Source organism: Photorhabdus bodei (genome assembly GCF_003287735.1).
In the GTDB taxonomy this organism is placed as follows: domain Bacteria; phylum Pseudomonadota; class Gammaproteobacteria; order Enterobacterales; family Enterobacteriaceae; genus Photorhabdus; species Photorhabdus kayaii.
On record NZ_NSCM01000003.1, the window covers coordinates 87,098 to 111,775 of the forward strand.

Consider the following 24,678-nt stretch of genomic DNA (forward strand, 5'->3'; position numbering starts at 1 on the left):
TACAATATATACAATCTATCAATATCTGAAAACTTAATAATTACGGGAGTGAATTGTGCCAACTTCAGCTAATAAAAGCCTATCTATTGATCCTCATAGTGCATTACCAGGCAGAACTGAGCCACTTAAGGTTTCACCTAACCATGCTGTTACCGATCATACGATAGAACCTGTTCCAGAAAATATGGAAGTTGCCTATTTTGGCATGGGATGCTTCTGGGGCGTAGAACGCCTATTCTGGCAACAACCTGATATTTACACCACCTCCGCAGGTTATAGCGGCGGTACAACATCGAATCCAACTTACGAAGAAGTTTGTAACGGCCTGACCGGACATGCTGAGGTTGTTAGAATTGTTTACGATCCAGCAAAAAACAGCTACGAAAACTTATTAAAACTTTTCTGGGAAAACCACGATCCAGCTCAAGGGATGCGCCAGGGCGGGGATATTGGCTCTCAGTATCGCTCCGCGATTTATACCGTGTCACCTCAGCAACATGAATTGGCATTAGCCAGCCGTGAACGTTTCCAAAAAGCAATGCAACAACAAGGCGATAACCGTCCTATTACAACGGAGATCACAGAAGCGGGGCCATTCTATTTCGCTGAAGACTATCACCAACAGTATCTATTTAAGAATCCTGAGGGGTATTGCGGGCTAGGCGGTATTGGTGTTTGCCTACCCAAAATGAACAAAAACTAGCCGCCACATTTAATTAATGTTATAATTACTAAGCTAATCAATAGCTTTCTAAGTGTTTGTTGTCACTTTTTATTTTATATGATTTTTATTGTTTCCTCCGGTGCTTTTCTAATGACAACCTACCCTACCACCGGAGGTAGAACATGGATTCCTTATGCTAAATAGTCTCTTAATAGTATTTCTATTGTGCGCGATAAGCGCCTTTTTTTCGTTATCTGAAATCTCTCTTGCTGCCTCCAGGCGAATCAAACTAAAACTGATGGCAGATGAAGGTAATGTCAACGCAGCCCATGTCCTCAAATTACAAGAAGCGCCGGGAATGTTTTTTACCGTGGTGCAAATCGGCCTAAATGCAGTGGCAATTTTGGCAGGTATTGTCGGTGAATCCGCATTCTCTCCTTCATTGAAAACGTTTTTCATGAAATTTATGCGCCCCGAATGGGCAGACCAGTTGGGCTTTATCTGCTCATTTACCATTGTGACCAGTATATTCATTTTGCTCGCTGACTTGACACCAAAACGTATCGGCATGATTAAGCCTGAAGCAGTCGCCGTGAAAATCGTTAACCCAATGCGTTTCTGTCTGACAGTTTGTCGTCCACTAGTTTGGCTATTTAATGGCCTGTCTGATCTTATCTTTAAGCTCTTTAAAATTCCGACAGCGCGTAATGAAGATATCACATCCGATGATATTTTTGCGATTGTGGAAGCAGGGGCTGTTGCTGGTGTGTTGCGTAAACAAGAGCATGAACTGATTGAAAACGTGTTCGAGCTCGAATCCCGCACAGTGCCTTCTGCCATGACCTCAAGGGAAAATATCATTTACTTCGATAAGAATGAAAGTGAGGAAAGTATCAAACAATGGGTTTCTAGCCAGCCACATTCCAAGTACCTAATATGTGATAGAGATATTGATCACGTTATCGGTTATGTGGATTCCAAAGATCTGCTTAACCGTGTCTTAAGTGGTCAAAGCCTAAGCTTCAATAAAGGTGTCCAGATCCGCAACGCGCTGATCATTCCAGATACCTTGACACTTTCAGATGCACTGGAAAGTTTTAAAGCAGCGGGTGAAGATTTCGCTATTATCCTGAATGAATATGCGTTGGTAATGGGTGTGATTACCCTTAATGATGTTATGACCACACTAATGGGTGATTTAGTCGACCAAGGACAAGAAGAGCAGATCATCATCCGTGACGAAAATTCATGGTTAGTAGAAGGAGGAACACCTATTGATGATGTACAGCGTGTACTGGATATTGATAATTTTCCTGATTCAAGTAACTATGAAACCATTGCAGGTTTCATGATGTTTCGGTTGCGTAAAATTCCAAAGCGTACTGATTCAGTTAAGTTTGCTGGTTACAAATTTGAAGTTGTCGATATTGATAACTACAAAATCGATCAGCTATTAGTCACAAAAATCACTGATACTCTCACCACGACACCAACGCAAAACCTGCCTATCAGTGATGATAAATAAAAACGGCCTATTCTTGAGCTAAGGCCGTTTAGTATTCTCATGTTAAGCGCCACTTATTGTTATTTTGTGGCGCAGATTACACCAGTATGCACCCGATGCTTTTTCGTTATCTATCCTATTTCGGCCTGCAAACGTAGCACTTGCTGATTGACTTCGCTCATTACACTAAAATGGCGCTTATCTCTCACCTTCGGCGGTAAAATTTTGCCGCAATCGAATTCAAAAGCCCCCATATCTTTAATGTATAAACGTCCACGGAATAAAGTTTTAACGTAGAGAGCAATTTTCAGTGGGTTATATCGGTGAAAAATTTTCATCTCTGCTTTTTTCCTCCTAAATACTTTTTACGGTTACGTTTGGTGAACCAACTCCATACACCATACCGTTATGTAGAATAATAGACTGAATTTATCCGATTTTGTTCCCTCCATTTTTAGTTTTATGCACTGAATTTACATAAAATGACAGATATTTAGATATACATAACTATGTAACTTTATCTCTTACTTAATGTTAAAAATTTGATCTTCTTTAAAGAGATAAATCAGTTAATACCCGCTATGCTAGAGATCCATGCATTGTCACATTAACCTACAAAGGAAAAATTATGATAAAGAACTTTATGCTATATGCTGCGCTACTTTGTTCTCCTGCTTTAGCATTCGCCCACAACATCACTCTGGAACAACAGGTTCCTGCGATCAGTGTTTCTGATAAAGGTGAGTTGTTACTCAACAATAACAAGTTTAGCTACCAAAATTGGGATAGTGGAAAACTGATTGGTAAAGTGAGAGTCATACAACATATTGCAGGTCGTAGTGCAGCTAAAGAGATGAATGCTCCACTGATAGAAGAAATAAAACGCGCTGATTTTTCAAAAGAAAAATACCAAACAACCACCATCATCAATATCAATGATGCAATATTCGGCACTGGACCATTTGTCCGCAGCAGTATTGAAGATAGCAAAAGAGAGTTTCCGTGGTCTCAGTTTATCGCTGACAGCAACGGTGTGGTCAAAAAAGCTTGGCAGTTGGAAGCTAAAAGTTCTGCCATTATTGTCCTGGACAAAAATGGCGTAGCGAAGTTTACCAAAGAAGGTGCGTTAAACGGTAGTGAAATCAAACAGGTCATTGAATTAGTCCGTAAGGAACTACAGTAAAAACATCCGTGGTGATAACGACTTACAGGTATGTTTTCGTTTGCCCTTATCACCACAATTCCGCTGAAAAACAAATCTACTAGAAAACAACCACGATTAAAAAATCGTTACTCTAAATCCCGGATTCAGGAATGATTCACGAGGCGTATAATCTAGCGTCTGGCCTTTCCAGTTGGTCACGTGAGCACCAGCAGCAATGGCTATAGCATGACCCGCCGCAGTATCCCAGATATGAGTGGGTCCAAAGCGAGGATAAAGTTGCGCTTTTCCTTCAGCCACCAAACAGAACTTCAGTGAAGACCCCACAGAAACCGTCTGATGTTCACCTAGCTGATTGAGATAATCTTCTAATTCTGTATCCATATGAGAGCGGCTAACGACGACCATTGGTGGATTAGCATCACGAATCTTAATCGGCAAACATTGACCTCCACAGACTTTTTTCCATGCCTGCCGCCCTTGCCCGGAATAAAGCGTATCCTGCACAGGAGCATATATCACTCCCATCACAGGAACGCCCTCATCAATCAAGGCGATATTAACCGTAAATTCACCATTACGATTAATAAATTCCTTGGTACCATCCAGAGGATCAACTAACCAATAGCGCTTCCAATCACGCCTCTCTTCCCAATTAGGAAGCTCTTCTTCCGACAACAGTGGAATTTCCGGAGCGATACGGGATAATCCGGCTTTAATTATTTTATGAGCCACAATATCAGCCATAGTCACCGGTGAATCATCTTGCTTATGATCAACTTTCAGGGGATGTTCATCCTGATAAATTGTCATAATAGCCGCACCAGCTTCCTGAGCCAGTTGGCAGATTTGTTCTAGCATCACACACCTCTGCGGTTAGTCATCTGTTATCATTTTAGACTATATTACCAATTGATCTTTTTATTGGAACGGTAAGAATTTTATTACCCTTCTTAAAACAAAAACAACTGGATATACCTGCTCAAGTTACTGACAATCTGATGCAATCGCTGTGATCTTCATGTTCTCACCAAGCACTTTTGTCCAATATGATTCCGTCATCTAACCCGTTGTACCACCAACAATTCATTCCTTTAAGTTAAGCATTAAAAAACTTTGCGTTAATACCCGCGACTTCGTTGTAAACCCTGGCACACCACAAGCGCCACTAAAGACAACATGGCAGCTATCAGTAACGCCATAGCTTCCGAGATATAAATAACAGGCTTCCCACTGTGTTGCGTCAACAATGAAAAAAAAGCGACTCCTGCGGCAAACCCGGTTTGACGCAACGTGCTAGTAAGGGCTGCCGCCAATCCTGAATTTTCAGGAGCAACATTGTCCATCACCAGCCTTGCCATCAATGGATTAAGCACCGCTGCCCCTGTACCTAACAGCAACAATCCAACCCCCAACAACCAAACATTCCCATCAACAACCGGACTAAAGATACCAGCCAACAGCACCAATCCAACCGTTAACATCAGGAATCCCTCGGTAGCTTGAAGATTGAAACGCTCGGCAATCCTCAATAAAGGTACCAAGGTTAACGGCAAAGAAAGCAATAGCATTGTCATAACCAGATACAATGCACCAAAGCCCAATTTCACCGCGAAATATTGCGGCAACACCACAAATAAGCTCCAATAGGCGATAGAAAAAATAATCGGCAGAACCAATGAGATAAGAAAGGCACCATTTTTAAGCTCAGGTAAACGTGTGAAACTACGTGCAGAAAAATGGTGACACAGCCAAACGCTTACTGCCCCCAGAATAAGCAGCGTTGCCTTGATGATAGTGCCATTTTGGCTCGGAAGCATTTGATCGATATATTGATACATGGTGACCAACAGCAGAATTGCCGTCACTGGTAAGGTACTAAATAACGAAACACGGCTTAACGTCCCACCGGCAGACAAGGTGCGGCCTTTTCTTTTCAACATCAAGAATACAACCAGCCCCCCTAAAGGCAAGTTGAGCAACAATATCCATGACCAATCTAACGTCCTGATTATCAAGCCCCCCAGAGGTGGCCCCAAAGAAAAACTGAGCCCAAGTATCATTGACCAGGTTTTGAAAACCTGTGAACGATTACCACTTCCCACTGGAAACAAGAGATTCAGCAGTGCCATCGCCGCTGTATTCAAAAAAGCGGCGGCAATGCCTTGAATTAAACGAACAAAAGTAAAACTGCCAAGAGAAACACAACTAACGGACATATAAGAAGCAACAACGAACACCAACAAGGCGGAAATCAGTGTTCTCATGGCTCCCAGACGATCAGTGATTATTCCGGCTGGTAATAGGAAAGCGGCAAAGCCTGCTGTATAAGAAATGCTGAGCCATGCTCCTTCTTTAACACCAAAACCAAGTTCAGTCGCGATCACCGGGATAGCAATCCCTAAGCCAGTTGTATCAAAACCAATCATAAAGGTGACGATCATGATGGCGATAAATATAGCTCTGTATTTCGTATCTTGATTAGAAGAATTCATATAGCCCTATAATGTGAGAGGGTGAATAATAGCCACGCTTTTCCATACATAATTAATGTTTCAGACAACAATAATTCAGGGATCACTATCATCTGAAACATATGACAATATCGTGTCAATTTACCTAAGCAAGAATTGAACCTTCAAGATATTTGACCACATTGCGATCAATCAAGCATTCACACTGTTCATCCATCACACTAAGCGCTGTTATCCACATTTCCTCCATACGTGCCCTTGCCATCTCAGGACCCTTTTCATGCGCCAATAGTGCTAACATGTAAGTTGTGCCAGAAACCGTATAACCAGCCATTTTGATTCGGGAACATTTCAGTGATAGCTCAAGAGGAGATGCATTCATTTCCGCCAGGCTTTTGGCAACAAAGGCGTTTTTCTGGGCCATATCCTTAACATCGGGAGAATTCAAAAATTGTTTGCAGGCAATTTCATTCTTAATCAGGTAACGCAATGAGCTCATCAGATGGAAACTTTCCATCGGTTTAATCACCGAGACATCAGTACCATGCCAAATATCGAGGAGTGCCCACAGATCCATCTCTTTGACATTACCTTGCATGATTTTCTGGCCGGTATTATGGCCTACAGCATCCAAATAAACATAGGCAGTGCTGGTCTCACTATTTTGGGAGAACGAATAAATTTTCGTATAATCCCCCGCTTTACTGATCCCCTTTTTCGTCAACATCACCTCCTCTGGTAAACGCCCCAACGTAACCACTCCATGAACATGATTACGCGAAAGGATAAAACCCACTTTTTCCAGTAAATTATGAGTCTGTTCCTTATCAAAATTACCGTTATTATCCCGCACACCCCATTGCCCATCCTCTGTTAACGCCAGACCAAAAGGATCGACAATCATCTTTACTGGCACGGAACCAATCGAAGTCAATATATTTTGCAGTGTTTCTTCAAATAATATTAAGCCCGCTTCAATATTATTATTTCTATTTGCCGACGAGATAAATCTTAGAGAAATATATTCTACTCCGAGTGTATTAGCGTGAATTATTCGGTTGACAGCGCTACGCCAACCATAAGCAAAATAACCAGGTATCCCCTTTGTCGGATTACTTTCTTCTTCTCCCAGATCAATACTAACATCAATGGCTTGTGCCATTCTTTTCGGGGAAATTCGGTATAGACTTTCAGAATTAATACGACGAGAAAAATAGGGTGTTAATGGCGATATTTCAATTGCATTCATTTTCATTTCCTTTATATCAAGATAACATTCCTGGCTTATTAATCCGCCAGACCTTTTCATAATCGTTGATGCAATGAATTATCCATACTATTCTTCAATATATTTAATAAATCAACATTATCTTTATAATAAAAACAAACAAAACATTGTTTATTTGTCATTAAAGTTATTAGAAATAAAAAATACTTTAAAATGCTGACACTCAGACAAAGGTAAAAGTAAACAAGTGTTAACAAGGGAAAGGAGAAAGTGGAACCCAGACTTGCCAGTACGAAACAGCACTATGATCACGATTAAGATCAGAAAGAACCCAAAGGCTGGTGGCAACAACACGGAATATCAGGAAAATAGCGTTACCAATAGCATTACCATCTATTTTTTAGGTAAAAGCGAAAACTGGCCAAGCCAAAAAACCTATTTTAAAGAAACAACCTAGGCATTGAGAAAAAGCCAGTTCATCGGCAACATCCTAGCTGAAATTTTCGATGGTTTGAAAATATCCCCCATTTTTCAAATGGGTTTGTCAGTAGTCTGAGACGGATATACCGGCTATTTTTTAATCCTACTTCTAGATAAAACTTACAGAATATCCAACAATTCCACCTCGAAAATCAGAGTGCTATATGGGGGAATCGATGCACCAGCACCACGCTCGCCATAAGCCAAATTATAAGGGATATAAAGTTCCCATTTAGAACCGACAGGCATCAACGTCAATGCTTCAATCCATCCAGCAATCACCCCATTTACAGGAAATTCAGCCGGTTCACCACGCTGTACTGAGCTGTCAAACACGGTGCCATCAATCAGACGACCCGTATAATGAACACGCACGTGGTCAGTATGGGCAGGAATTGCACCATCACCCTGTTTTAGTACAGAGAACTGTAAACCAGATTCTGTCGTGCTTATACCGTCACGCTGAGCGTTTTCTGCCAGAAACTTCTGACCCTCTTCTGCCATAGCTTGCTGACGTTCACGACGCACACCATCTGCACGTTCATGCATTTCACGTAAGGCTCGATGCAATATATCGACCGGCACCGCTGGAGAATGATTTTCCAGCGCATCACATAACCCCGCTAACAACGCTTCAGGTTCCAGACCTTGCAGGCCAGACTCCAGTAATTGCTGACCAACCTGCAAGCCAACCCCATAACTAGCTTGTGCTTCGATAGAGTCAAAAGAAAGTTTTGCCATGAAAATACCTGTGATCAAATTAAATTAGACCTGCAAGCATAACAGCGCTATGCAGCAGGGTAAACCGAAGATGTCACCAGGAAAATACATGTCGCCCAAATATATAAGAGCTAATAATAGATATAATTCTAAGTAGCATATTTATTTCTTAAAGGTTACAATATAAAAATTCAATTTTTAAAAATTTTTACTCATAATTGATTATATGAATAAAATATTTTTTATATAAAATTAATTTTATTGCAAATATTATATAATGAGGAAAATCTTATGAATAAACCATTTAATGAGATTTTATCAGAAATTAAAAAGTCCAAAACCATGCCTGAATTAGAAAAGAGGTTGTTAAACGCGATAAACTATCTGGGTTTTGAATTCTACTCAATTTATCAGGAAGAAAAATATCCATTCACGACAAAAAAATATGTTCTAATAACCAACCTAAATATAGAAACTGCAAGCAATTATAATCAAGATAATAATCACGACAGCGACCAATTAATGAATGGTGATTACACTTTCTCTATTCCGTCAGTTTGTAATGATAAAATATCAAAAGCCGCTGATTTTATGATTAAAAAATCAAATTCAAATAAAAATGAAGTTAAAAATAGTCTTTCAATAAAAATTAAAGGTTATCATGGAGAAAGATCAATTTTTTCAGTTGCCAGAAAAGAAGGCTCTATTTCCCACAATGAAATACTTAATAAAGCAGGAGTATTAGGCATATTGGCAAATGAATGCATAAAAACATTTAATAACCTAAAAAATAAAAAGGATAAAATCATTGTTCCAACGCTCTCTACCAGAGAAGTTGAAGTCATAAGATGGACTTGTGAGGGAAAAACTTCTGCTGAAATAGCCGATATACTGGATATTTCAACAAGAACAGTTAATTTCCACATTAACAATGTTATGGAGAAATTAGTGGTTCCCAATAAAGTTGCAGCAGTTGCTAAAGCAATAGCATATAATCTAATCATATAATAATTAGAGCCAAAATAAGGCTCTAACCATACGAAATTATAAAACATAATTAGACAATATACCCCTCCATGCATCATTAATTTCATTCATCAGGGATTCACATTTGACGTGTTCATCATTAATATGCACACAAACGTAACCACAGAAATCATTATTGCTTTTTGGTGTTTCATAAACCGGTGAATTCTTATCTAAATTAATTTTTATTGCAATAATTTCGTAACATAATCTACTCAAAATATTATCAACAGACGCTAATAATAGTTCATTAACTTCTGTTTGATCGAATTTATCATTAATCGTGCCATCTTTACCTGCCAGCAAATTAATCAAAAATGCTCTTCCCTTTGCTTCAGGCAATATCATTCGATCACTAAATCCTTTGACTAAATGGTCAACCCAAATTTCCTGCAAGCTTATACCATATACCCGGTTAGCCATATCCCAAATACGCATACCCGCTGGTCTACGATTAGTTTCAACCAGAAAAGTTTCTCCCGTTTTACTATCTTGCTTAATCTCATTATGGAATGCGCCAAGAGTCTGCCCTGAAATCAGATTCATTGCCTGCCCTGCTTTATGTAATGCAATCATATTTTTGCCATCACATTGCGCCGGAACTATTTGCCCTATTTCAACAGGAAATTCCCCTTTCTGGGAAACTTTTTGCGTTAAAAATGCCATACAACCAATACCATCGTACGAATATTCTGTATCGAAAATAATAAGTTCTTCTGCAAGAGTTTGATTACCACCAGATTGCTCAACAGATTGAGTAAAAGCCGTTGGGATTTTACTTCTATCTTTAACCGCTACCACGCCTACATTTGCCCGACCACAATTAGGCTTAATAATCACACCATACGGAACAGAATCATAAAACTCTTCTAGTTCTTTAATCTCATTAATGAAAGTATATCGAGGCGTCTTAATATGTTGTGCCGCAAGCAACGGTAATATTCGAGTTTCTTGTTGGCGAAATTGATACTTCTCAATACCTGCGAAGCTTAATTCGGGATCATCACCATAAACGTTTAATTTCTTCGCGATAACAGCAGCATACCCAGATACCGCATCCATAAAAGGAAGAATACCAGCACATGTCATATTAAGTTCAGCAAGAATTGTCATCACACTATCAACATAATTTTCTGTTCGTACAGGAATATGATAGACAAATGGTGTGACATTTTTTTCCTCACCGGACAACATATCGCTAATAATCACCAACTCAAGGGAGTAATTATATCGAATATAGTCACGAATATTGACGATTTCATTCAGCCTTGCCGGAAGATAATCAAGCACTAACAAATATTTTTTCGAACTCATATTTCCTCCATTATTGACTATTATGCAGATTAAATTTAAGCGAACGATAAGGATTAATAATGATAAACATCAATAAAACAAATGCAGAGAATATCAGATAAATACTATTGTAGGAAAAATAGTTCAGTAAATTAGCACAAATAAAACTGGTTAAAGGTGTCGCTAACTGATTCAAAACCAGCACCACACCAAGATACTGAGAAAAACGCTGCTTCGGAATAAGACTTGCTCGATAAGAGCGGGAAAAAAGATTAAAACAACCTTCCGAACCAATAACCAGTAAGAAACCTAATGTGTAAACCACAAATAACGGCCCAGTCGCAAATAGTGTCAGACCACATAACGCAATCAGAAAAGCCGTTACACCAACGATACGCACATCAAAAATCCGGCACAATTTTGGCGCAATAAAAAAAACACAACAATTCACCAGCCCCGCATAAGCCAAAAGCTGAGCATAACTCCCTTTCGGCTGTGAAAAAACACTGGTAATAACATAAACTGCCGTTGACAAAATAGCACCTTGCATCACATTCATCAGGAACGTCAGACTAATGACGCGTAACAAGGGTGGGTTTTCCATCAAGAACTTAAAAATGGCCGGCAGATTATACCCTTCTCTATTAGCGTGTTCTTCAATCCGGTTTTTCCTTTGTAGCTGAAACCATATCAAACTACTAATCAGGAAAGGAAAAAATGCAAATGCAAATACCGCATAAACACTAAATTTATAAACCAGCACACCGACAACCGCCGGGGCTGCAATATAGGTAAACTGTTCAACAAATTGTAAACGAGAGTTAACAGAAGGTAATTCTATTGCACTCATGTTTTTAGAGACAAAACCTTCAAGATTGACATATCCCGCCCCACTAAAAAAGGATAAAACACATGAGAGAGAAATAATGATATATACGATGCTATTATCAGAATATATAAATGAAAGGATAAAAAGAAATAAGCAAACTAATGATCGAAGAATATCACTCAGGAATAACATAACCAGAGTATGCATCCTGTCCCCCATCCAACCAGAAATGGGGAGAGAAATCACTCTGAATAACCGTTCAAGCCCAAAAGCAAAAGATGAAAGTGAAGCGCTATTAGTTGAGGTATATACTAATACAGGCACAGCAAACATAACAAATGCCTCTGAAAAAACAGAAAAAAAGCGAGCCAGTATGATCCTATGTATCATTAATATTACCTCAACCTTATTATACCCGTTATCTTTCAAGTTGCCTCTTTGTTGGCTGCACTCGCTCACCCCAGTCACATAGTTATCTATGCTCCCGGGGATTCACTCCCTTACCGTCACGATGCATCTTGAAATCCATAGGGTATATCTATCCCATTAGGCTATTGTATTTATCAATTTGAAACTGAGCAATGCCCAAATTGATTTCATCAATTACACCTACTGGGATAGATGTTTACTATGCAATAATTAATGAATCGATTTAATCAAATAATTCCCCAAAACTAAATAATCAATATTAGTTTTCATGAAAGTTTTAATAGCATCTTCCGGTGAGCAAACAATCGGTTCGCTATCATTATAAGAAGTGTTCAGCAACAAAGGCACACCGGTTTTCCGATAAAATGCCTCAATCAACTGGGCATAATCTGGATTTGATGCACTATCTACCACCTGAACTCTGGCAGTACCATCTTCGTGAACCACTGCCGGAATTTTCGATGCTTTATCCACTTTAGCATCCATCGCTAACAACATATATTTTGCAGCTTCCGGTAACTCCTTCCGAACATGGAACCAATCAGCAACATGTTGACGCAATACACTAGGCGCAAATGGCCTAAACATTTCACGATGTTTAACTTTACGATTCATTAAATCGCGAATATCTTTATTTCTTGGATCAGCCAACAAACTACGATTACCTAATGCCCGCGGCCCAAATTCCATCCTCCCCTGGAACCAGCCAACGACATTATTTTCAGCCAGCAAGCCTGCGACAACTTCATGAATATTCTCTTCATATGTCCAGTCCAAACCGTGGGCCTTCAAACTACGCTGGTAATCATCTTCACTATATTCCAGACCCCAATAGGTATGCGTCAGAGGATAGCGCTGATTATTTTCAAGAATATGATGCCAAATAAATAGTGCTGCACCTGTGGCAGTCCCGGCATCATGTGCAGCAGGCTGAACAAAGATATCTTCGATATCCAACTCTTCATATAATCGTTTATTCGTTATGCAATTCAATGCGACGCCACCCGCAAGGCAGAGTTTATTCGTTGCTGTTTCCTGCAAATAATGATGAGCCATATTTAACACTATTTCATCAGTTATTTGCTGGAGAGAAGCAGCAATATCATAATATTCCTGCGCTACCTCTCCACCAGGAACTCTTTTCACAATACCAAACAAAGATTCTAATTTAGAAAAGTCTTGGCTGCGGAAATTGAGAATGGTGTTATCGATAGTAAACTCACCTTTCTCATAAATTTTGACAAGTTGTTGGAACGCTGGCATAAAACCTTCAGGCTTACCATAAGCAGACATTCCCATCACCTTACAGGCATCGTATACAGAGAAGCCCAAGAATTCTGCCAATTTCTCCCACATAAAACCAATTGAATTAGGGTATTCAATGGTTTTAATTTTTTTCAGACTATTGCCATCGCCCAGATATACCCCTGCGGTATTATCCTCTCCCACACCATCAAGTGATAAGGTTAACGCTTTATCAAATGGCGAAACAAAATAAGCAGATGCCGCATGAGCTGTGTGATGAGGAACCCAATGAAATTGACCACGGAATCCCATTGATTGTAAAATTTCTGGTACTGAAGTGGTCTTACGATAAAAAATGGACTCACCCGATACACTTCCCCAATTTCCCTCACTGGTGACTTCATCAATAAAGACTGATTTTCTTCGTTCTATCGGATCAATAGAAAACCCAATATGGCTCACATCTTCCAAGCGAATACCCGCAAAGTCTAATGCAACTTCAATGGAAGCCAATGGCAGTTCATCAGGATTATCAATATTTGCTGGTTTTCCGTGTTTTCTTCTATTTAAACGCTCTTCTTCAATGGCAAAAATAGTTTCTCCATCCTTTAATAAGCAAACTGCTGATTCATGGTAAACTGAATTTATACCTAAAATATACATGACTTATTATCCTCCCATTATAATTATTTAACTTTTAATACTAAGCAGCGCAGACTACCACCACTCTTTAAGAATTCACTCATATCGCATTTAATGACATTATAACCATAATTATTTAATTGACGTTCAACCTCTATAGAACAATCATGCATGAGAATATCTTTACCTATTGGGATATTATTACAGACAAATAATTCCTTAGCGTCATGTTCTGATATTGATATCCGGCGTTCAAATGTTTCAGCAATATAATTCTGGCTCTCTTTAGTAAATGCTTCTGGATAGTAAATAACCGTATCTTTGTCAATAAACGAGAATGCCAAAGCCACATGAAAGAAAGTCTTATCCTGAATATGTAGTTCACCTTTAACTTTAAGTTCTGGATAGACTTTCTGAATTGTATTTATTGCTTCTTTATCTGAGCGAGGACCATAACCAAATATGATGTCATTATCCCAATAGATAACATCTCCAAGCCCTTCAAAATAAATACCTTCATCAACACGATGTATCTCATAACCTAGATTTTCCAGATAATCGATATAGTACTGGCTTTCCCCCTGGCGTTCAGCGTGCCGGAAATTACTAGCAAGGAATTTATTATTATGCACCATGCCACAATCACCTGAGAAAGTCATATCAGGCAAACCATTAACAGGATCGATAGTGCGAATAGTGATGCCACGTTCAGTCAATCGTTCATAAAGAAAATCCCATTGTTGCTGTGCCAATTCTTTATTGACTCTATTATTAGGGTCCATCCAGTCATTAATAACGTATTCAATATCATAAAAATCCGGTTTACACATTAATAATTCTTTAATCATAACTTTTGCCTCATCTTAGATTTAGCACTTTGCTTAGTATGGATATTAAATATTTTTGCAAATCCCTCTGCATCGTTTTGACTATATAAATGCCCACAATTATATATTGCTAAATTATCATCATAGATAGTCGTCTTTGAAGTACGGGAACAAACGTTGGCATATTTATAGCCTAATTCAAGCTTAATCTCACCATTGACATGTTGATTCATGCTATCAATAAAGTGGTTTAAATGAGTTAATAAGGGATCATACCAAAGCCCAGAATAAACTAATTCAACCCATTTTTTATCAATTATCTCTTTAAACCAATTTTCGTGACGATTACTACAATAACATTCTAAATCACGATGTGCGGTAATTAAGATATGTGCGGCAGGTGATTGATAAATTGCTCGTGTTTTCAAACCGACAATACCATCTTCAACAATATCAAAAATACCAATTGATAGTTTTTTACCAATCTTATTTAATATTTCAATAATTTCATATAACGATTTCTTTTCGCCGTCAATCGATATCGGTATACCATTCTCAAAACCTAATGACAAAAATATTGGCTCAGTGGCTGATAGTGCATGCTCAAATAATTTCTCTCTGGCATCTTCAGGAATTAATGTTTCCGGTTCTGCCAACGGACCACATTCAACACTTAATCCCCATATATTTTCACTAGTAGAATAAGGGTTATTACAACCAAATTCTTGAGGAATACCATACTTCATAGCATAACTATTTACGATATTTTCGTCGTATTTAAAATCTCTCAACGAAGCAATAGGTATTTTATTCAGAATTTCTATATTCATATCCATTCTGACTTGATCATTACCTCTGAATTGATGGGCAATATAATCAATATTGAGCTCATTGGCTACTTCAACTGCCGCCTCAGCAATCGCAGGACGGGAAAGTGCCGCACTGAGAAAATAACCATGTTGATAAATAGCATTCGCTTTTATCGCTTTTGTAAGGAAGTGTTCAGCATATTGTGCTCGATAATCTTTATAGATAAATTTATCAGCACCTGCAACCATGCATTCCAATTCAATATCGTCAATGTCTCTTACCTGCCCTTCATCAATATAAAGAGCAATTACCTCTCTATATTCAGATTTAAGACTTCTTATGATAAGAGGGTTATAGAGGCGATTATAGTAAATCACCAAAACACGATCAGAACTCATTTAATACGCACCCCATGTTTTTAATAATTTCTTCTAATTGAGGTTCTATTTTACTTTCCTCAACTAATTCTGAGAAATTATTTTCAAATAACCAAGTATCATTATAAATTGTGTCGATATAACGTTCTCCACTATCAGGAATAATGACAACAATATTATCTCCAGGTTTAAAATCATCCAGGCGATTTAATGCTGCGCTTACCGCGCAACCTCCCGTTCCACCAATTAAAATACCTTCATTTCTGGCTAACTTTCTTGCTACTCGGAATGCATCAATATCTGCAACTTTCAAGGTAATATCAATATTGGTACGATCCAGAATAGAAGGTATAAACGTTAGTCCTGCACCTTGTACCAAATATTTTCCTGATTCACCACCGAAAATAATTGACCCCTCTGGTTCAACACCATAAATTTGTATCTGTGGATTTTTCTCTTTCAAATAACGGGAAATTCCAGTAAGTGTTCCACAACTTCCTGCCGTCGCAAAACAAGCCGTCAAATTATTGCCAAAGGTTTCATACAACTCACGCCCCGTGGAACGATAATGCTCATCAGGATTAACCTGATTTTCAAATTGCATAGGGCTAAACGCATTCGGATAAGCTTTTATAATCTCTTTAGTTAAATCAATGCGATATTTGACAGTATCCGTTCCCGCTTCAAATTCTGGCAGAAAAATGATTTCCGCACCAAACGCTTTTATGTTATCGCGTTTCGCTGCCGGCACCATGCGATCCAAAACCGCAATAAATCGATAACCTTTAACGGCACACGCCATTGCCAGGCCAATTGCCGTATTACCCGATGATGGCTCAATCACCACCATTCCCGGTCTTAATTCTCCCTGAGCCTCAGCCCTTTCCAACATAGCAACTGCAATACGATCTTTGATACTCCCACCGGGGTTAATATTCTCCATTTTGAGAAAGACATTAATACCTTTAGTATATCTACCATTCAACATAACTACTGGAGTATTACCTATAGTTTGTAATATTCTTTTACCAAGATTCATACCAGTTTTATCCCTTATGTCTGGGTTAATATGAAGAACATATAATGATGACAAGGTATTTTTATCAACACATAAATAAATCAATTCAACATTTAATATACCTATTAATTTATTGATGAAACCATTCAATTTATCAATAACTATGGAGAATAAACTCATACCTATTAACAATAAGCGCATTCATTTGTGTTCTCACACAAGGGTTAATTAACAAAAATTATAATTATAAAATTACGCTTAAAAGTCTACTGTCAACTCTGACAGTTATATCAATAAAATCCCGTATAAATTTTTGATATTATTATTTAATAATAAGGATATATATTGATATCATTAAATATTCTTATGTGAAATCATATAAAATAAATTATCATTATAAAGACAAATAACCGAAATTATATAAGAATATATTTTTATATCATTATGAAATAATCATGCGTGTAATTAACTAGATTTAGACGTAGATATATTAAAATATTCTATAAAAAATCCACATATCACAATAGAATTAACAATACCGATATTATCTAATAATAAAAAATACGAATTCAATTATTTATAGATATTAATCTAATAATGAATAATATTTCCAATATAAAAACGCAAAATCAATAATAATAAAAACCGGCTAAAAGACAACATTACAGAAGAATAGATAAGAGAAACCATAATTCTATAAACGACAAATAAGGTAGTAAATGTAAAATAAATCAGATTAATGCTCAGTTGCTGGGCATTATCGGCAAAAACCTTATATACCCGTTATCTTTCAAGTTGCCTCTTTGTTGGCTGCACTCACTCACCCCGGTCACATCGTTATCTATGCTCCCGGGGATTCTCTCCCTTGCCGTCGCAAAACACCTTGAAATCCATAGGGTATAGACTTACCAAGAGAATGGTAAGTTGAGGCAATAAAAAACGCCGGCATTGCCAGCGTTTTTTACTTATTAGCATCAGTTAATCAGCGATTAAGCTTCAGCAACAACGTTAACGTTCAATTTAGCGAATACATCGCTGTGTACCTGGAAGTTAACTTCGTGTTCACCAATAGTACGCAGAACACCATTAGGCAGACGCACTTCGCTCTTAGAGACTTCAACGCCCGCGGCGGTAACTGCATCAGCGATATCACGAGTACCGACAGAACCGAACAGTTTACCTTCGTCACCTGCTTTAGAAGCGATAGTAACGGAACCCAATGCATTGATTTTCTCAGCACGAGCTTCTGCTATTGCCAGAACGTTAGCCAAGTTAGCTTCCAGTTCAGCACGGCGAGCTTCGAAGAATTCGATGTTTTTCTTAGTTGCAGGAACAGCTTTGCCCTGCGGTACTAAGTAGTTACGGGCATAACCCGGTTTAACGTTAACTTGATCACCCAGGCTACCCAGGTTTGCTACTTTATCAAGCAGAATAATTTGCATTACCTTATCCTCTCAGAGTCGTTAATGGACTGTGCCGATTACTGATGACGATCAGTGTAAGGCAACAAAGACAGGTAGCGCGCGCGCTTGATAGCACGAGCGAGCTGACGCTGGTATTTTGCACGGGTGCCAGTGATACGGCTTGGTACAATTTTACCGCTCTCGGTGATGTAGTTTTTCAGCGTAGCGATGTCTTTATAATCAATCTCTTGAACGCCTTCCGCGGTGAAACGGCAGAACTTGCGACGACGGAAATAACGTGCCATTTGGCTAGTCTCCAGAATCTATCAATTCAATCTGCTCGGCATGAAGAACCAGTTTGTTAAGACCATTGCGACCTTGATGGCAACTAATGAATCCTGAAACGGTTAATCGACTGCCGACCGTTATACTGTGAGTTAAAACTTGTAACAATTGTCCGCTGACAATAACGGGCATTCTGCACCATGCTTGCCTGCTCAGACCGGCTTCCTGTTGCTGTGAACGGTGCTCAAGCACAAACTGACAATGAGGAATGCCGGCAGGACTGACTTTTCGAATGGGGACCTTGCACACTGTGCCAGAAAGCACCAAACGATTAGTTGTCACAGTTATTACTCTTCAGAATCCCCAGCTTCTTCAGCATCCATATTGGCGTCTTCCAGAGAGTAGTCACGGCTGCGACGTTCATCTTTGGCTTTAACCATTGGAGATGCTTCAGTTACCGCGTGCTTAACGCGCATAATCATGCTGCGGATAACGGCATCGTTGAAGCGGAAGTTAGTTTCCAGCTCATCAATCACTTCCTGCGGTGCTTCAACGTTCATCAGAACATAGTGAGCTTTGTGCAGTTTGTTGATTGGGTAAGCCAGTTGACGGCGGCCCCAGTCTTCCAGACGGTGAATCTGACCTTGCGCGTTAGTGATAGTCGCACTGTAACGCTCAATCATGCCCGGAACCTGTTCGCTTTGGTCAGGATGGACCATAAAAACGATTTCGTAATGACGCATTAGAATTGCTCCTTACGGATTATTCAGCCTCCTGTCAGGGTCAACCGCGGCCCGTGGAGGCAAGGAACTTGTTTAAGTGCGGCTGAAAAATTGACGCGTAACTATACCTACCCTACATAAAAAACTCAAGGAATGAACAATGCAAAAACACTTTTGTTCATATGTGGAATAGATGAGTTATAACGAACCGCGCTGACGCACCACCTCAAACAGGCAAACTCCCGTGGCAACAGACACATTCAACGACGAGACAGAACCCACCATTGGGATACTAATCAATTCATCACAGTGTTCACGAGTCAGACGACGCATACCTTCCCCTTCCGCTCCCATCACCAGTGCCATAGGACCGGTTAGTTTACTCTGATACAGCGTATGGTCAGCTTCTCCTGCTGTCCCCACCACCCAGATATTGTACTCTTGCAATAAACGCAAGGTACGAGCAAGGTTGGTGACACGAATAAGTGGTACGCTTTCCGCAGCACCACATGCCACTTTCTTCGCCGTGGCATTAAGCTGAGCAGAACGATCACGTGGAATAATAACAGCATGTACACCTGCTGCATCAGCGCTACGCAAACAAGCGCCCAGATTATGGGGATCTGTCACACCATCAAGCACCAACAAGAAAGGGGTTTCTGCTTGTGCCAGTAAATCTGGTAGGTCGTTTTCTTGATACTGACGCCCTGGCTTCACTTTGGCAATAATCCCCTGATGCACCGCACCTTCCGTTTGATTATCCAGCCACTGACGATTTGCCAGTTGGATAGTCATCCCGATACTTTCCAGCGCATGAATCAATGGTGTCAGGCGGCGATCTTCACGCCCTTTCAGGGTATAAACTTCGATAAAACGCTGAGAATCGCGCTCCAATAAAGCTTTAACGGCATGAATACCGTAGATAATTTCACTCATAATCTTCTTATTTTCACTGTTATACATATACAGCACTGACGAATACTGTGAGCCCTATTCGATAGGCTTTACGTACTCAGGGGGAGATTAAAAATATTCAGGCTATCCTGCAACAGGATAGCCCTTTGATTATTTATCTGCGCTTTTCTTAGCCCGTTTGGCTTTGAATTTAGCGACAATTTTCTGAGTTTTGGTAGAAAACGTCTTACCCTTTTTCTTATCCCCTTTAGGCTTATCCGCAGATCGCTCTTTACGAACAGCACCATCAGGCTCAAAATGAGCTTCTTTGCGATAACCACGCCCATTTTTCTTACTGCTTTCGCGGCCAAGTTCTACTTTTCTCTCTCTATCGCGCACTGTTTTACCTACATTCCGGGCTTTGCGGGTGGTAGAAAGCAGCTTAAAGTCAATATTACGTTCATCCATATGAACTGCTTCCACACTAATTTCAACTTCATCCCCTAACCGGAAAGTTTTACCCGAGTATTCACCAACTAAACGCTGACCGATATTATCGAAATGATAATAATCATTACTCAATGTGGAAACATGCACTAGGCCGTCAATAAACAGCTCATTCAAGCGAACAAAGAAACCGAAACCTGTCACACTCGTGATGATCCCAGTAAAAGTATTGCCCACCTGATCCTGCATAAAATCACACTTAAGCCAATCGGCAACGTCTCTCGTCGCTTCATCTGCGCGGCGCTCTGTCATGGAACAGTGTTGGCCCAGTTGCAACATCTGTTCCATATCACTGTGCCATCCCCCAGTCGGTGTTCCACATTGCTCAACAATGCCTTGCTGTTTCGCTAGCTGATATTTAATCGCCCGATGCAACACCAGATCCGGGTAACGGCGGATAGGTGAGGTAAAATGCGCATAAGAATTTAATGACAGACCGAAGTGACCCCGGTTTTCCGGATCATAAATTGCCTGTTTCATTGAACGCAGTAATAGGGTTTGCAGTAGCTCATGATCCGGGCGTTCAGCCACTTGATGCATCAGTTGCGCATAATCCTTTGGTGTTGGTTGCATGCCACCGGGCAGCGTCAATCCCAATTCGCCAAAAACCGAACGCAGGTTAACAATGCTCTCTTCTTTTGGCCGATCATGAATACGGTAAAGCACCGGCTCCCCATTTTTTTCCACGAAGCGCGCCGCAGCAATATTCGCCAGAATCATGCACTCTTCAATCAACTTATGAGCATCATTGCGAACAATCGGTTCAATTCGCTCGATACGACGTTCAGCATTAAAGATAAACTTCGCCTCTTCTGACTCAAACGAGATTGCACCACGTTGCTCACGGGCATTTTCTAATGCCTGGTACAATTCATGTAAATGCTCAATATGCTGAACCAGTGGCTTGTAGTGCTCACGCAGCTCTTCATCACCCTGCAACATACGCCATACTTTGGTATATGTCAGACGGGCGTGAGAATTCATGACGGCTTCGTAAAATTTATAGGATGATAATCTCCCCTGCGCTGAAATCGTCATCTCACACACCATACAAAGGCGATCAACCTGCGGGTTCAGAGAACAGAGGCCATTAGAAAGCACCTCTGGCAACATGGGGACAACCTGAGATGGGAAGTAAACCGAGTTACTCCGGCTACGTGCTTCGGTATCTAACGCCGTTTGTGGGCGCACATAGTAACTGACATCAGCAATGGCAACCCATAAACGCCAACCACCGCTTTGCTTTCTTTCACAATAAACGGCATCATCAAAATCACGGGCATCTTCACCATCGATTGTCACCAACGGCAGAGTACGTAGATCAACACGGCCTTTTTTCGCCGATTCTGGTACCTGCTCATCCAAGGAAGCAACCTGGTTTTCCACCTGTGGCGGCCAACTGTGGGGAATTTCATGAGTACGTAGGGCAATTTCCACTGCCATGTTCGTTCCCATCTTTTCACCCAACACTTCAACAATCTTACCGATAGCTTTTGTGCGGCGCGCCGGGCGTGTAATTAACTCGACTACCACCACATTCCCCATGCGAGCACCACCGCTTTCATCTTTCGGGATCAAGATATCGAAGCTTAAACGGCTATCATCCGGCACAACAAATCCCATACCAGAATCAAGAAAATAGCGGCCAACAATCTGACTGGTCTTAGGCACCAATACACGAACGATACGCGCTTCATTACGCCCTTTGCGATTCAGGGGCAATGGTTGTGCCAGCACAACATCACCATGAATAGCCATTTTTAACTGCTCGGCAGAGAGATAAAAATCGTCTTTGTGACCTTCTACTCGTAGGAAACCATAACCATCTCTATGCCCAATTACAGTACCTTTCAGTAAATCCAATCTTTCCGGCAAGGCATAACATTGGCGACGAGTGAAAACCAATTGACCATCACGTTCCATAGCCCGTAAACGACGACGTAACGCTTCAATATCCTCATCGTTAATCAGATTCAGCTCTTGTGCCAGTTCCTGGCGACTTACCGGTACAGTATGTTTAGCAATAATGTCTAAGATGTACTCACGGCTTGGAATAGGTGATTCGTATTTTTCTGCTTCGCGCCCCAAAAAAGGATCTTGTGACATAGCTGTTCCTCCGCTGTCATCAGCAGGCTGTTTGCGCCATTTCTTCATTCGGTCAGAAGCAGCTTGTAAAGGGGGATATTATCTTCAATCATATCAGCTAAAGTATGCTTATCCAGTTCTTCTAAAAACTTTTCTATTGCCTGATTTAATACGACCTTCAGACGACACGCAGAAGTGATATGGCAAGATTCCTGACTACAGTTAACCAATGATAATGGCTCAAGAGCGCGAACGACATCGCCAATTCTGATATCCTTCGCTGGTTTACCTAAACGGATACCGCCGTTTTTACCACGAACAGCATCTACTAATCCTAAATGACTCAATTGGTTAATGATTTTTACCATGTGGTTACGAGAAACACCATAAATATCAGTAACTTCAGAAATACTGGTCATCCGGCTTTGCGGTAAAGAAGCCATATAAATTAGCGCACGCAAGCCATAATCTGTAAAACTCGTTAACTGCACATCAACCTCTGGATAATAAGATATAAACTAATATATCCGAGAACAAACTGAAAAAATAAGTATTTGTTCAACTTATATACCATGAATCTACCAAAATCATGTTGATCTCCTCATCGTTAAACAAAAAAGGCCACAATAAATAGCAAAAAACCGGGCTGAAAAGCCCGGCTTCACCTGATTATAGGTACCATCAGGCATCAAACGGATCACGCAGAATGATAGTTTCTGAACGATCCGGGCCTGTAGAAATAATATCAACCGGAACGCCGGTCAGCTCTTCTACACGTTTGATATAGTTCAATGCCGCCTGAGGCAATCTTCTATGCTCTTTCACACCGAAAGTGCTTTCATTCCAACCAGGCATGGTCTCATAAATAGGCTCAATACCTTCCCAGTCATCCGCTGCCAGAGGTGTAGTTTCAATTACACGGCCATCAGGCATACGGTAACCAGTGCAGATTTTTACTTCTTTCAAGCCATCCAGCACGTCCAGTTTGGTCATACAGAAACCTGACAGTGAGTTGATCTGTACTGCACGACGGATGGCAATGATATCCAACCAACCAGTACGGCGGCTACGCCCCGTAGTCGCGCCAAACTCTTGGCCTTTTTCGCGCAAGTAACTGCCAGTTTCATCAAACAGTTCAGTTGGGAATGGACCAGCACCGACACGAGTAGAGTATGCTTTGATGATCCCCAAAACATAATCAACATAGCACGGACCTAAACCGGAACCTGTTGCAACGCCACCCGCGGTAGTGTTGGAAGAGGTCACATATGGGTAAGTACCGTGGTCAATATCCAACAATGTGCCCTGTGCACCTTCGAACATAACCAATTCATCTTTCTGAGTTGCTTTATACAACAAATCAGAAACGTCGACGACCATATCCGTCAAAATATCGGCAACAGCCATGATTTCATCTAGGGTTTTCTGGTAATCAACCGCCGGTTCTTTGTAGTAGTTAACCAGTTGGAAATTGTGATATTCGATAATTTCTTTCAGCTTAACTGCGAATGCTTCCTTATCAAACAAATCACCAACACGCAGACCACGACGAGCAACTTTATCTTCATACGCAGGGCCAATACCACGACCGGTTGTACCAATTGCTTTTGCACCACGCGCTTTCTCGCGGGCATTATCTAATGCAACATGGTATGGAAGAATAAGTGGACAGGCTTCTGAAATGAGCAGGCGCTCGCGAACAGGAATACCACGGGATTCTAATGCGTTCATCTCTTTCATCAGCGCATCAGGCGCTAATACGACGCCATTTGCAATAATACTGATAACATTTTCACGCAGGATCCCTGATGGGATTAAGTGGAGAACGGTTTTTTCACCGTTGATAACCAGTGTATGACCAGCATTATGGCCCCCTTGATAACGAACAACATACTTAGCTCGTTCAGTCAGCAAGTCGACGATCTTGCCCTTGCCCTCGTCACCCCATTGGGTGCCCAATACGACAACGTTCTTACCCATTTCAAAATTCACTCGGTTGCTTAAAAATGGATTCTAACATCTCATCCCACACCTTTCAGTAATTTTTATCACAT

At 40.3% G+C, this 24,678-nt stretch carries 23 protein-coding genes; 4 read left to right on the plus strand and 19 right to left on the minus strand.

Annotated features, from left to right (window positions below):
- Nucleotides 1–55: 55 nt before the first annotated feature.
- Together msrA and paeA are read left to right on the plus strand one after the other, a co-directional pair.
- Nucleotides 56–703, plus strand: a complete 648-nt coding sequence (gene msrA / locus CKY02_RS03790; RefSeq protein ID WP_420800719.1) for a peptide-methionine (S)-S-oxide reductase MsrA — start codon at nt 56–58, stop codon at nt 701–703.
- Between the two features lie 154 nt (nt 704–857).
- Nucleotides 858–2,189 (plus strand): polyamine export protein PaeA, encoded by a 1,332-nt coding sequence (paeA, locus tag CKY02_RS03795; RefSeq protein WP_112894283.1) that lies wholly within the window; start codon nt 858–860, stop codon nt 2,187–2,189.
- Nucleotides 2,190–2,299: 110 nt separating this feature from the next.
- On the opposite strand, the gene CKY02_RS03800 is transcribed toward paeA, so the two are convergent.
- On the minus strand, nt 2,300–2,506 hold the full coding sequence (locus tag CKY02_RS03800) for a DUF1107 domain-containing protein (protein ID WP_011148633.1): 207 nt from the start codon (nt 2,504–2,506) through the stop codon (nt 2,300–2,302).
- 290 nt (nt 2,507–2,796) lie between these two features.
- Here CKY02_RS03800 and CKY02_RS03805 point away from each other — a divergent pair, with 290 nt between their 5' ends.
- A complete protein-coding gene (locus CKY02_RS03805) occupies nt 2,797–3,351 on the plus strand; it encodes a YtfJ family protein (protein ID WP_112894284.1) in 555 nt (184 codons plus the stop codon).
- A 96-nt stretch (nt 3,352–3,447) separates the two neighbouring features.
- On the opposite strand, the gene cysQ is transcribed toward CKY02_RS03805, so the two are convergent.
- The 4 genes from cysQ to CKY02_RS03825 form a co-directional block, all read right to left on the minus strand.
- A complete protein-coding gene (gene cysQ, locus CKY02_RS03810) occupies nt 3,448–4,191 on the minus strand; it encodes a 3'(2'),5'-bisphosphate nucleotidase CysQ (RefSeq protein ID WP_112877170.1) in 744 nt (247 codons plus the stop codon).
- Between the two features lie 260 nt (nt 4,192–4,451).
- Nucleotides 4,452–5,825, minus strand: a complete 1,374-nt coding sequence (locus CKY02_RS03815) for an MFS transporter (RefSeq protein WP_112894285.1) — start codon at nt 5,823–5,825, stop codon at nt 4,452–4,454.
- Between the two features lie 124 nt (nt 5,826–5,949).
- Nucleotides 5,950–7,053, minus strand: coding sequence for a hypothetical protein (locus CKY02_RS03820; protein ID WP_112894286.1), 1,104 nt, complete (start codon nt 7,051–7,053; stop codon nt 5,950–5,952).
- Nucleotides 7,054–7,632: 579 nt separating this feature from the next.
- Complete coding sequence (locus tag CKY02_RS03825; protein WP_112894287.1) at nt 7,633–8,253, minus strand: BamJ family beta-barrel-assembly machinery protein; 621 nt, start codon at nt 8,251–8,253, stop codon at nt 7,633–7,635.
- A 270-nt stretch (nt 8,254–8,523) separates the two neighbouring features.
- On the opposite strand from CKY02_RS03825, the gene CKY02_RS03830 reads away from it, so the two are divergent.
- Entirely contained in the window at nt 8,524–9,240 is a 717-nt protein-coding gene (locus CKY02_RS03830; RefSeq protein WP_112877168.1) for a helix-turn-helix transcriptional regulator, read from the plus strand.
- Between the two features lie 36 nt (nt 9,241–9,276).
- On the opposite strand, the gene CKY02_RS03835 is transcribed toward CKY02_RS03830, so the two are convergent.
- The 14 genes from CKY02_RS03835 to CKY02_RS03900 all read right to left on the minus strand — a co-directional run bounded on the left by CKY02_RS03835 (nt 9,277) and on the right by CKY02_RS03900 (nt 24,604).
- Nucleotides 9,277–10,572: an ATP-grasp domain-containing protein gene (locus CKY02_RS03835; RefSeq protein WP_112894288.1), complete on the minus strand. Its 1,296-nt coding sequence runs from the start codon at nt 10,570–10,572 to the stop codon at nt 9,277–9,279.
- A gap of 10 nt (nt 10,573–10,582) precedes the next feature.
- Entirely contained in the window at nt 10,583–11,848 is a 1,266-nt protein-coding gene (locus CKY02_RS03840; protein WP_240001984.1) for an MFS transporter, read from the minus strand.
- Between the two features lie 171 nt (nt 11,849–12,019).
- The gene (locus tag CKY02_RS03845; RefSeq protein ID WP_112894290.1) at nt 12,020–13,717 is read right to left on the minus strand and encodes a carbamoyltransferase family protein; all 1,698 of its coding nucleotides are present in this window, start codon (nt 13,715–13,717) and stop codon (nt 12,020–12,022) included.
- A 23-nt stretch (nt 13,718–13,740) separates the two neighbouring features.
- The gene (locus tag CKY02_RS03850) at nt 13,741–14,544 is read right to left on the minus strand and encodes a dimethylarginine dimethylaminohydrolase family protein (RefSeq protein ID WP_112894291.1); all 804 of its coding nucleotides are present in this window, start codon (nt 14,542–14,544) and stop codon (nt 13,741–13,743) included.
- Nucleotides 14,541–15,731 (minus strand): argininosuccinate synthase, encoded by a 1,191-nt coding sequence (gene argG, locus CKY02_RS03855; protein ID WP_112877163.1) that lies wholly within the window; start codon nt 15,729–15,731, stop codon nt 14,541–14,543. The genes CKY02_RS03850 and argG overlap by 4 nt, the downstream gene beginning before the upstream one ends.
- Entirely contained in the window at nt 15,721–16,929 is a 1,209-nt protein-coding gene (locus tag CKY02_RS03860) for a PLP-dependent cysteine synthase family protein (RefSeq protein WP_238399077.1), read from the minus strand. Before CKY02_RS03860 ends, argG begins: the two co-directional genes overlap by 11 nt.
- A 788-nt stretch (nt 16,930–17,717) precedes the next feature.
- Nucleotides 17,718–18,170: a 50S ribosomal protein L9 gene (gene rplI, locus CKY02_RS03865; protein WP_112877162.1), complete on the minus strand. Its 453-nt coding sequence runs from the start codon at nt 18,168–18,170 to the stop codon at nt 17,718–17,720.
- Between the two features lie 38 nt (nt 18,171–18,208).
- On the minus strand, nt 18,209–18,436 hold the full coding sequence (gene rpsR / locus CKY02_RS03870) for a 30S ribosomal protein S18 (RefSeq protein WP_000135199.1): 228 nt from the start codon (nt 18,434–18,436) through the stop codon (nt 18,209–18,211).
- A 4-nt stretch (nt 18,437–18,440) separates the two neighbouring features.
- Entirely contained in the window at nt 18,441–18,758 is a 318-nt protein-coding gene (gene priB, locus CKY02_RS03875; protein WP_112894292.1) for a primosomal replication protein N, read from the minus strand.
- Nucleotides 18,759–18,763: 5 nt separating this feature from the next.
- On the minus strand, nt 18,764–19,159 hold the full coding sequence (gene rpsF, locus CKY02_RS03880) for a 30S ribosomal protein S6 (RefSeq protein ID WP_011148646.1): 396 nt from the start codon (nt 19,157–19,159) through the stop codon (nt 18,764–18,766).
- A gap of 177 nt (nt 19,160–19,336) precedes the next feature.
- A complete protein-coding gene (gene rlmB / locus CKY02_RS03885; protein WP_112894293.1) occupies nt 19,337–20,074 on the minus strand; it encodes a 23S rRNA (guanosine(2251)-2'-O)-methyltransferase RlmB in 738 nt (245 codons plus the stop codon).
- A 129-nt stretch (nt 20,075–20,203) separates the two neighbouring features.
- Nucleotides 20,204–22,645: a ribonuclease R gene (gene rnr, locus CKY02_RS03890; RefSeq protein WP_112894378.1), complete on the minus strand. Its 2,442-nt coding sequence runs from the start codon at nt 22,643–22,645 to the stop codon at nt 20,204–20,206.
- Between the two features lie 44 nt (nt 22,646–22,689).
- Complete coding sequence (gene nsrR, locus CKY02_RS03895) at nt 22,690–23,115, minus strand: nitric oxide-sensing transcriptional repressor NsrR (RefSeq protein WP_112894294.1); 426 nt, start codon at nt 23,113–23,115, stop codon at nt 22,690–22,692.
- 190 nt (nt 23,116–23,305) lie between these two features.
- Nucleotides 23,306–24,604 (minus strand): adenylosuccinate synthase, encoded by a 1,299-nt coding sequence (locus tag CKY02_RS03900; RefSeq protein WP_112894379.1) that lies wholly within the window; start codon nt 24,602–24,604, stop codon nt 23,306–23,308.
- Nucleotides 24,605–24,678: the final 74 nt, after the last annotated feature.

Coding starts and splice junctions, on each gene's coding strand:
- CKY02_RS03820 (WP_112894286.1), bottom strand. CDS start 7,053: ATGAATGCAATTGAAATATCGCCATTAACACCCTATTTTTCTCGTCGT.
- argG (WP_112877163.1), bottom strand. CDS start 15,731: ATGAGTTCTGATCGTGTTTTGGTGATTTACTATAATCGCCTCTATAAC.
- CKY02_RS03815 (WP_112894285.1), bottom strand. CDS start 5,825: ATGAATTCTTCTAATCAAGATACGAAATACAGAGCTATATTTATCGCC.
- CKY02_RS03860 (WP_238399077.1), bottom strand. CDS start 16,929: ATGCGCTTATTGTTAATAGGTATGAGTTTATTCTCCATAGTTATTGAT.
- cysQ (WP_112877170.1), bottom strand. CDS start 4,191: ATGCTAGAACAAATCTGCCAACTGGCTCAGGAAGCTGGTGCGGCTATT.
- CKY02_RS03830 (WP_112877168.1), top strand. CDS start 8,524: ATGAATAAACCATTTAATGAGATTTTATCAGAAATTAAAAAGTCCAAA.
- rpsF (WP_011148646.1), bottom strand. CDS start 19,159: ATGCGTCATTACGAAATCGTTTTTATGGTCCATCCTGACCAAAGCGAA.
- rnr (WP_112894378.1), bottom strand. CDS start 22,645: ATGTCACAAGATCCTTTTTTGGGGCGCGAAGCAGAAAAATACGAATCA.
- CKY02_RS03835 (WP_112894288.1), bottom strand. CDS start 10,572: ATGAGTTCGAAAAAATATTTGTTAGTGCTTGATTATCTTCCGGCAAGG.
- CKY02_RS03825 (WP_112894287.1), bottom strand. CDS start 8,253: ATGGCAAAACTTTCTTTTGACTCTATCGAAGCACAAGCTAGTTATGGG.
- CKY02_RS03845 (WP_112894290.1), bottom strand. CDS start 13,717: ATGTATATTTTAGGTATAAATTCAGTTTACCATGAATCAGCAGTTTGC.
- rplI (WP_112877162.1), bottom strand. CDS start 18,170: ATGCAAATTATTCTGCTTGATAAAGTAGCAAACCTGGGTAGCCTGGGT.
- CKY02_RS03900 (WP_112894379.1), bottom strand. CDS start 24,604: ATGGGTAAGAACGTTGTCGTATTGGGCACCCAATGGGGTGACGAGGGC.
- rpsR (WP_000135199.1), bottom strand. CDS start 18,436: ATGGCACGTTATTTCCGTCGTCGCAAGTTCTGCCGTTTCACCGCGGAA.
- paeA (WP_112894283.1), top strand. CDS start 858: ATGCTAAATAGTCTCTTAATAGTATTTCTATTGTGCGCGATAAGCGCC.
- rlmB (WP_112894293.1), bottom strand. CDS start 20,074: ATGAGTGAAATTATCTACGGTATTCATGCCGTTAAAGCTTTATTGGAG.
- CKY02_RS03850 (WP_112894291.1), bottom strand. CDS start 14,544: ATGATTAAAGAATTATTAATGTGTAAACCGGATTTTTATGATATTGAA.
- CKY02_RS03800 (WP_011148633.1), bottom strand. CDS start 2,506: ATGAAAATTTTTCACCGATATAACCCACTGAAAATTGCTCTCTACGTT.
- CKY02_RS03805 (WP_112894284.1), top strand. CDS start 2,797: ATGATAAAGAACTTTATGCTATATGCTGCGCTACTTTGTTCTCCTGCT.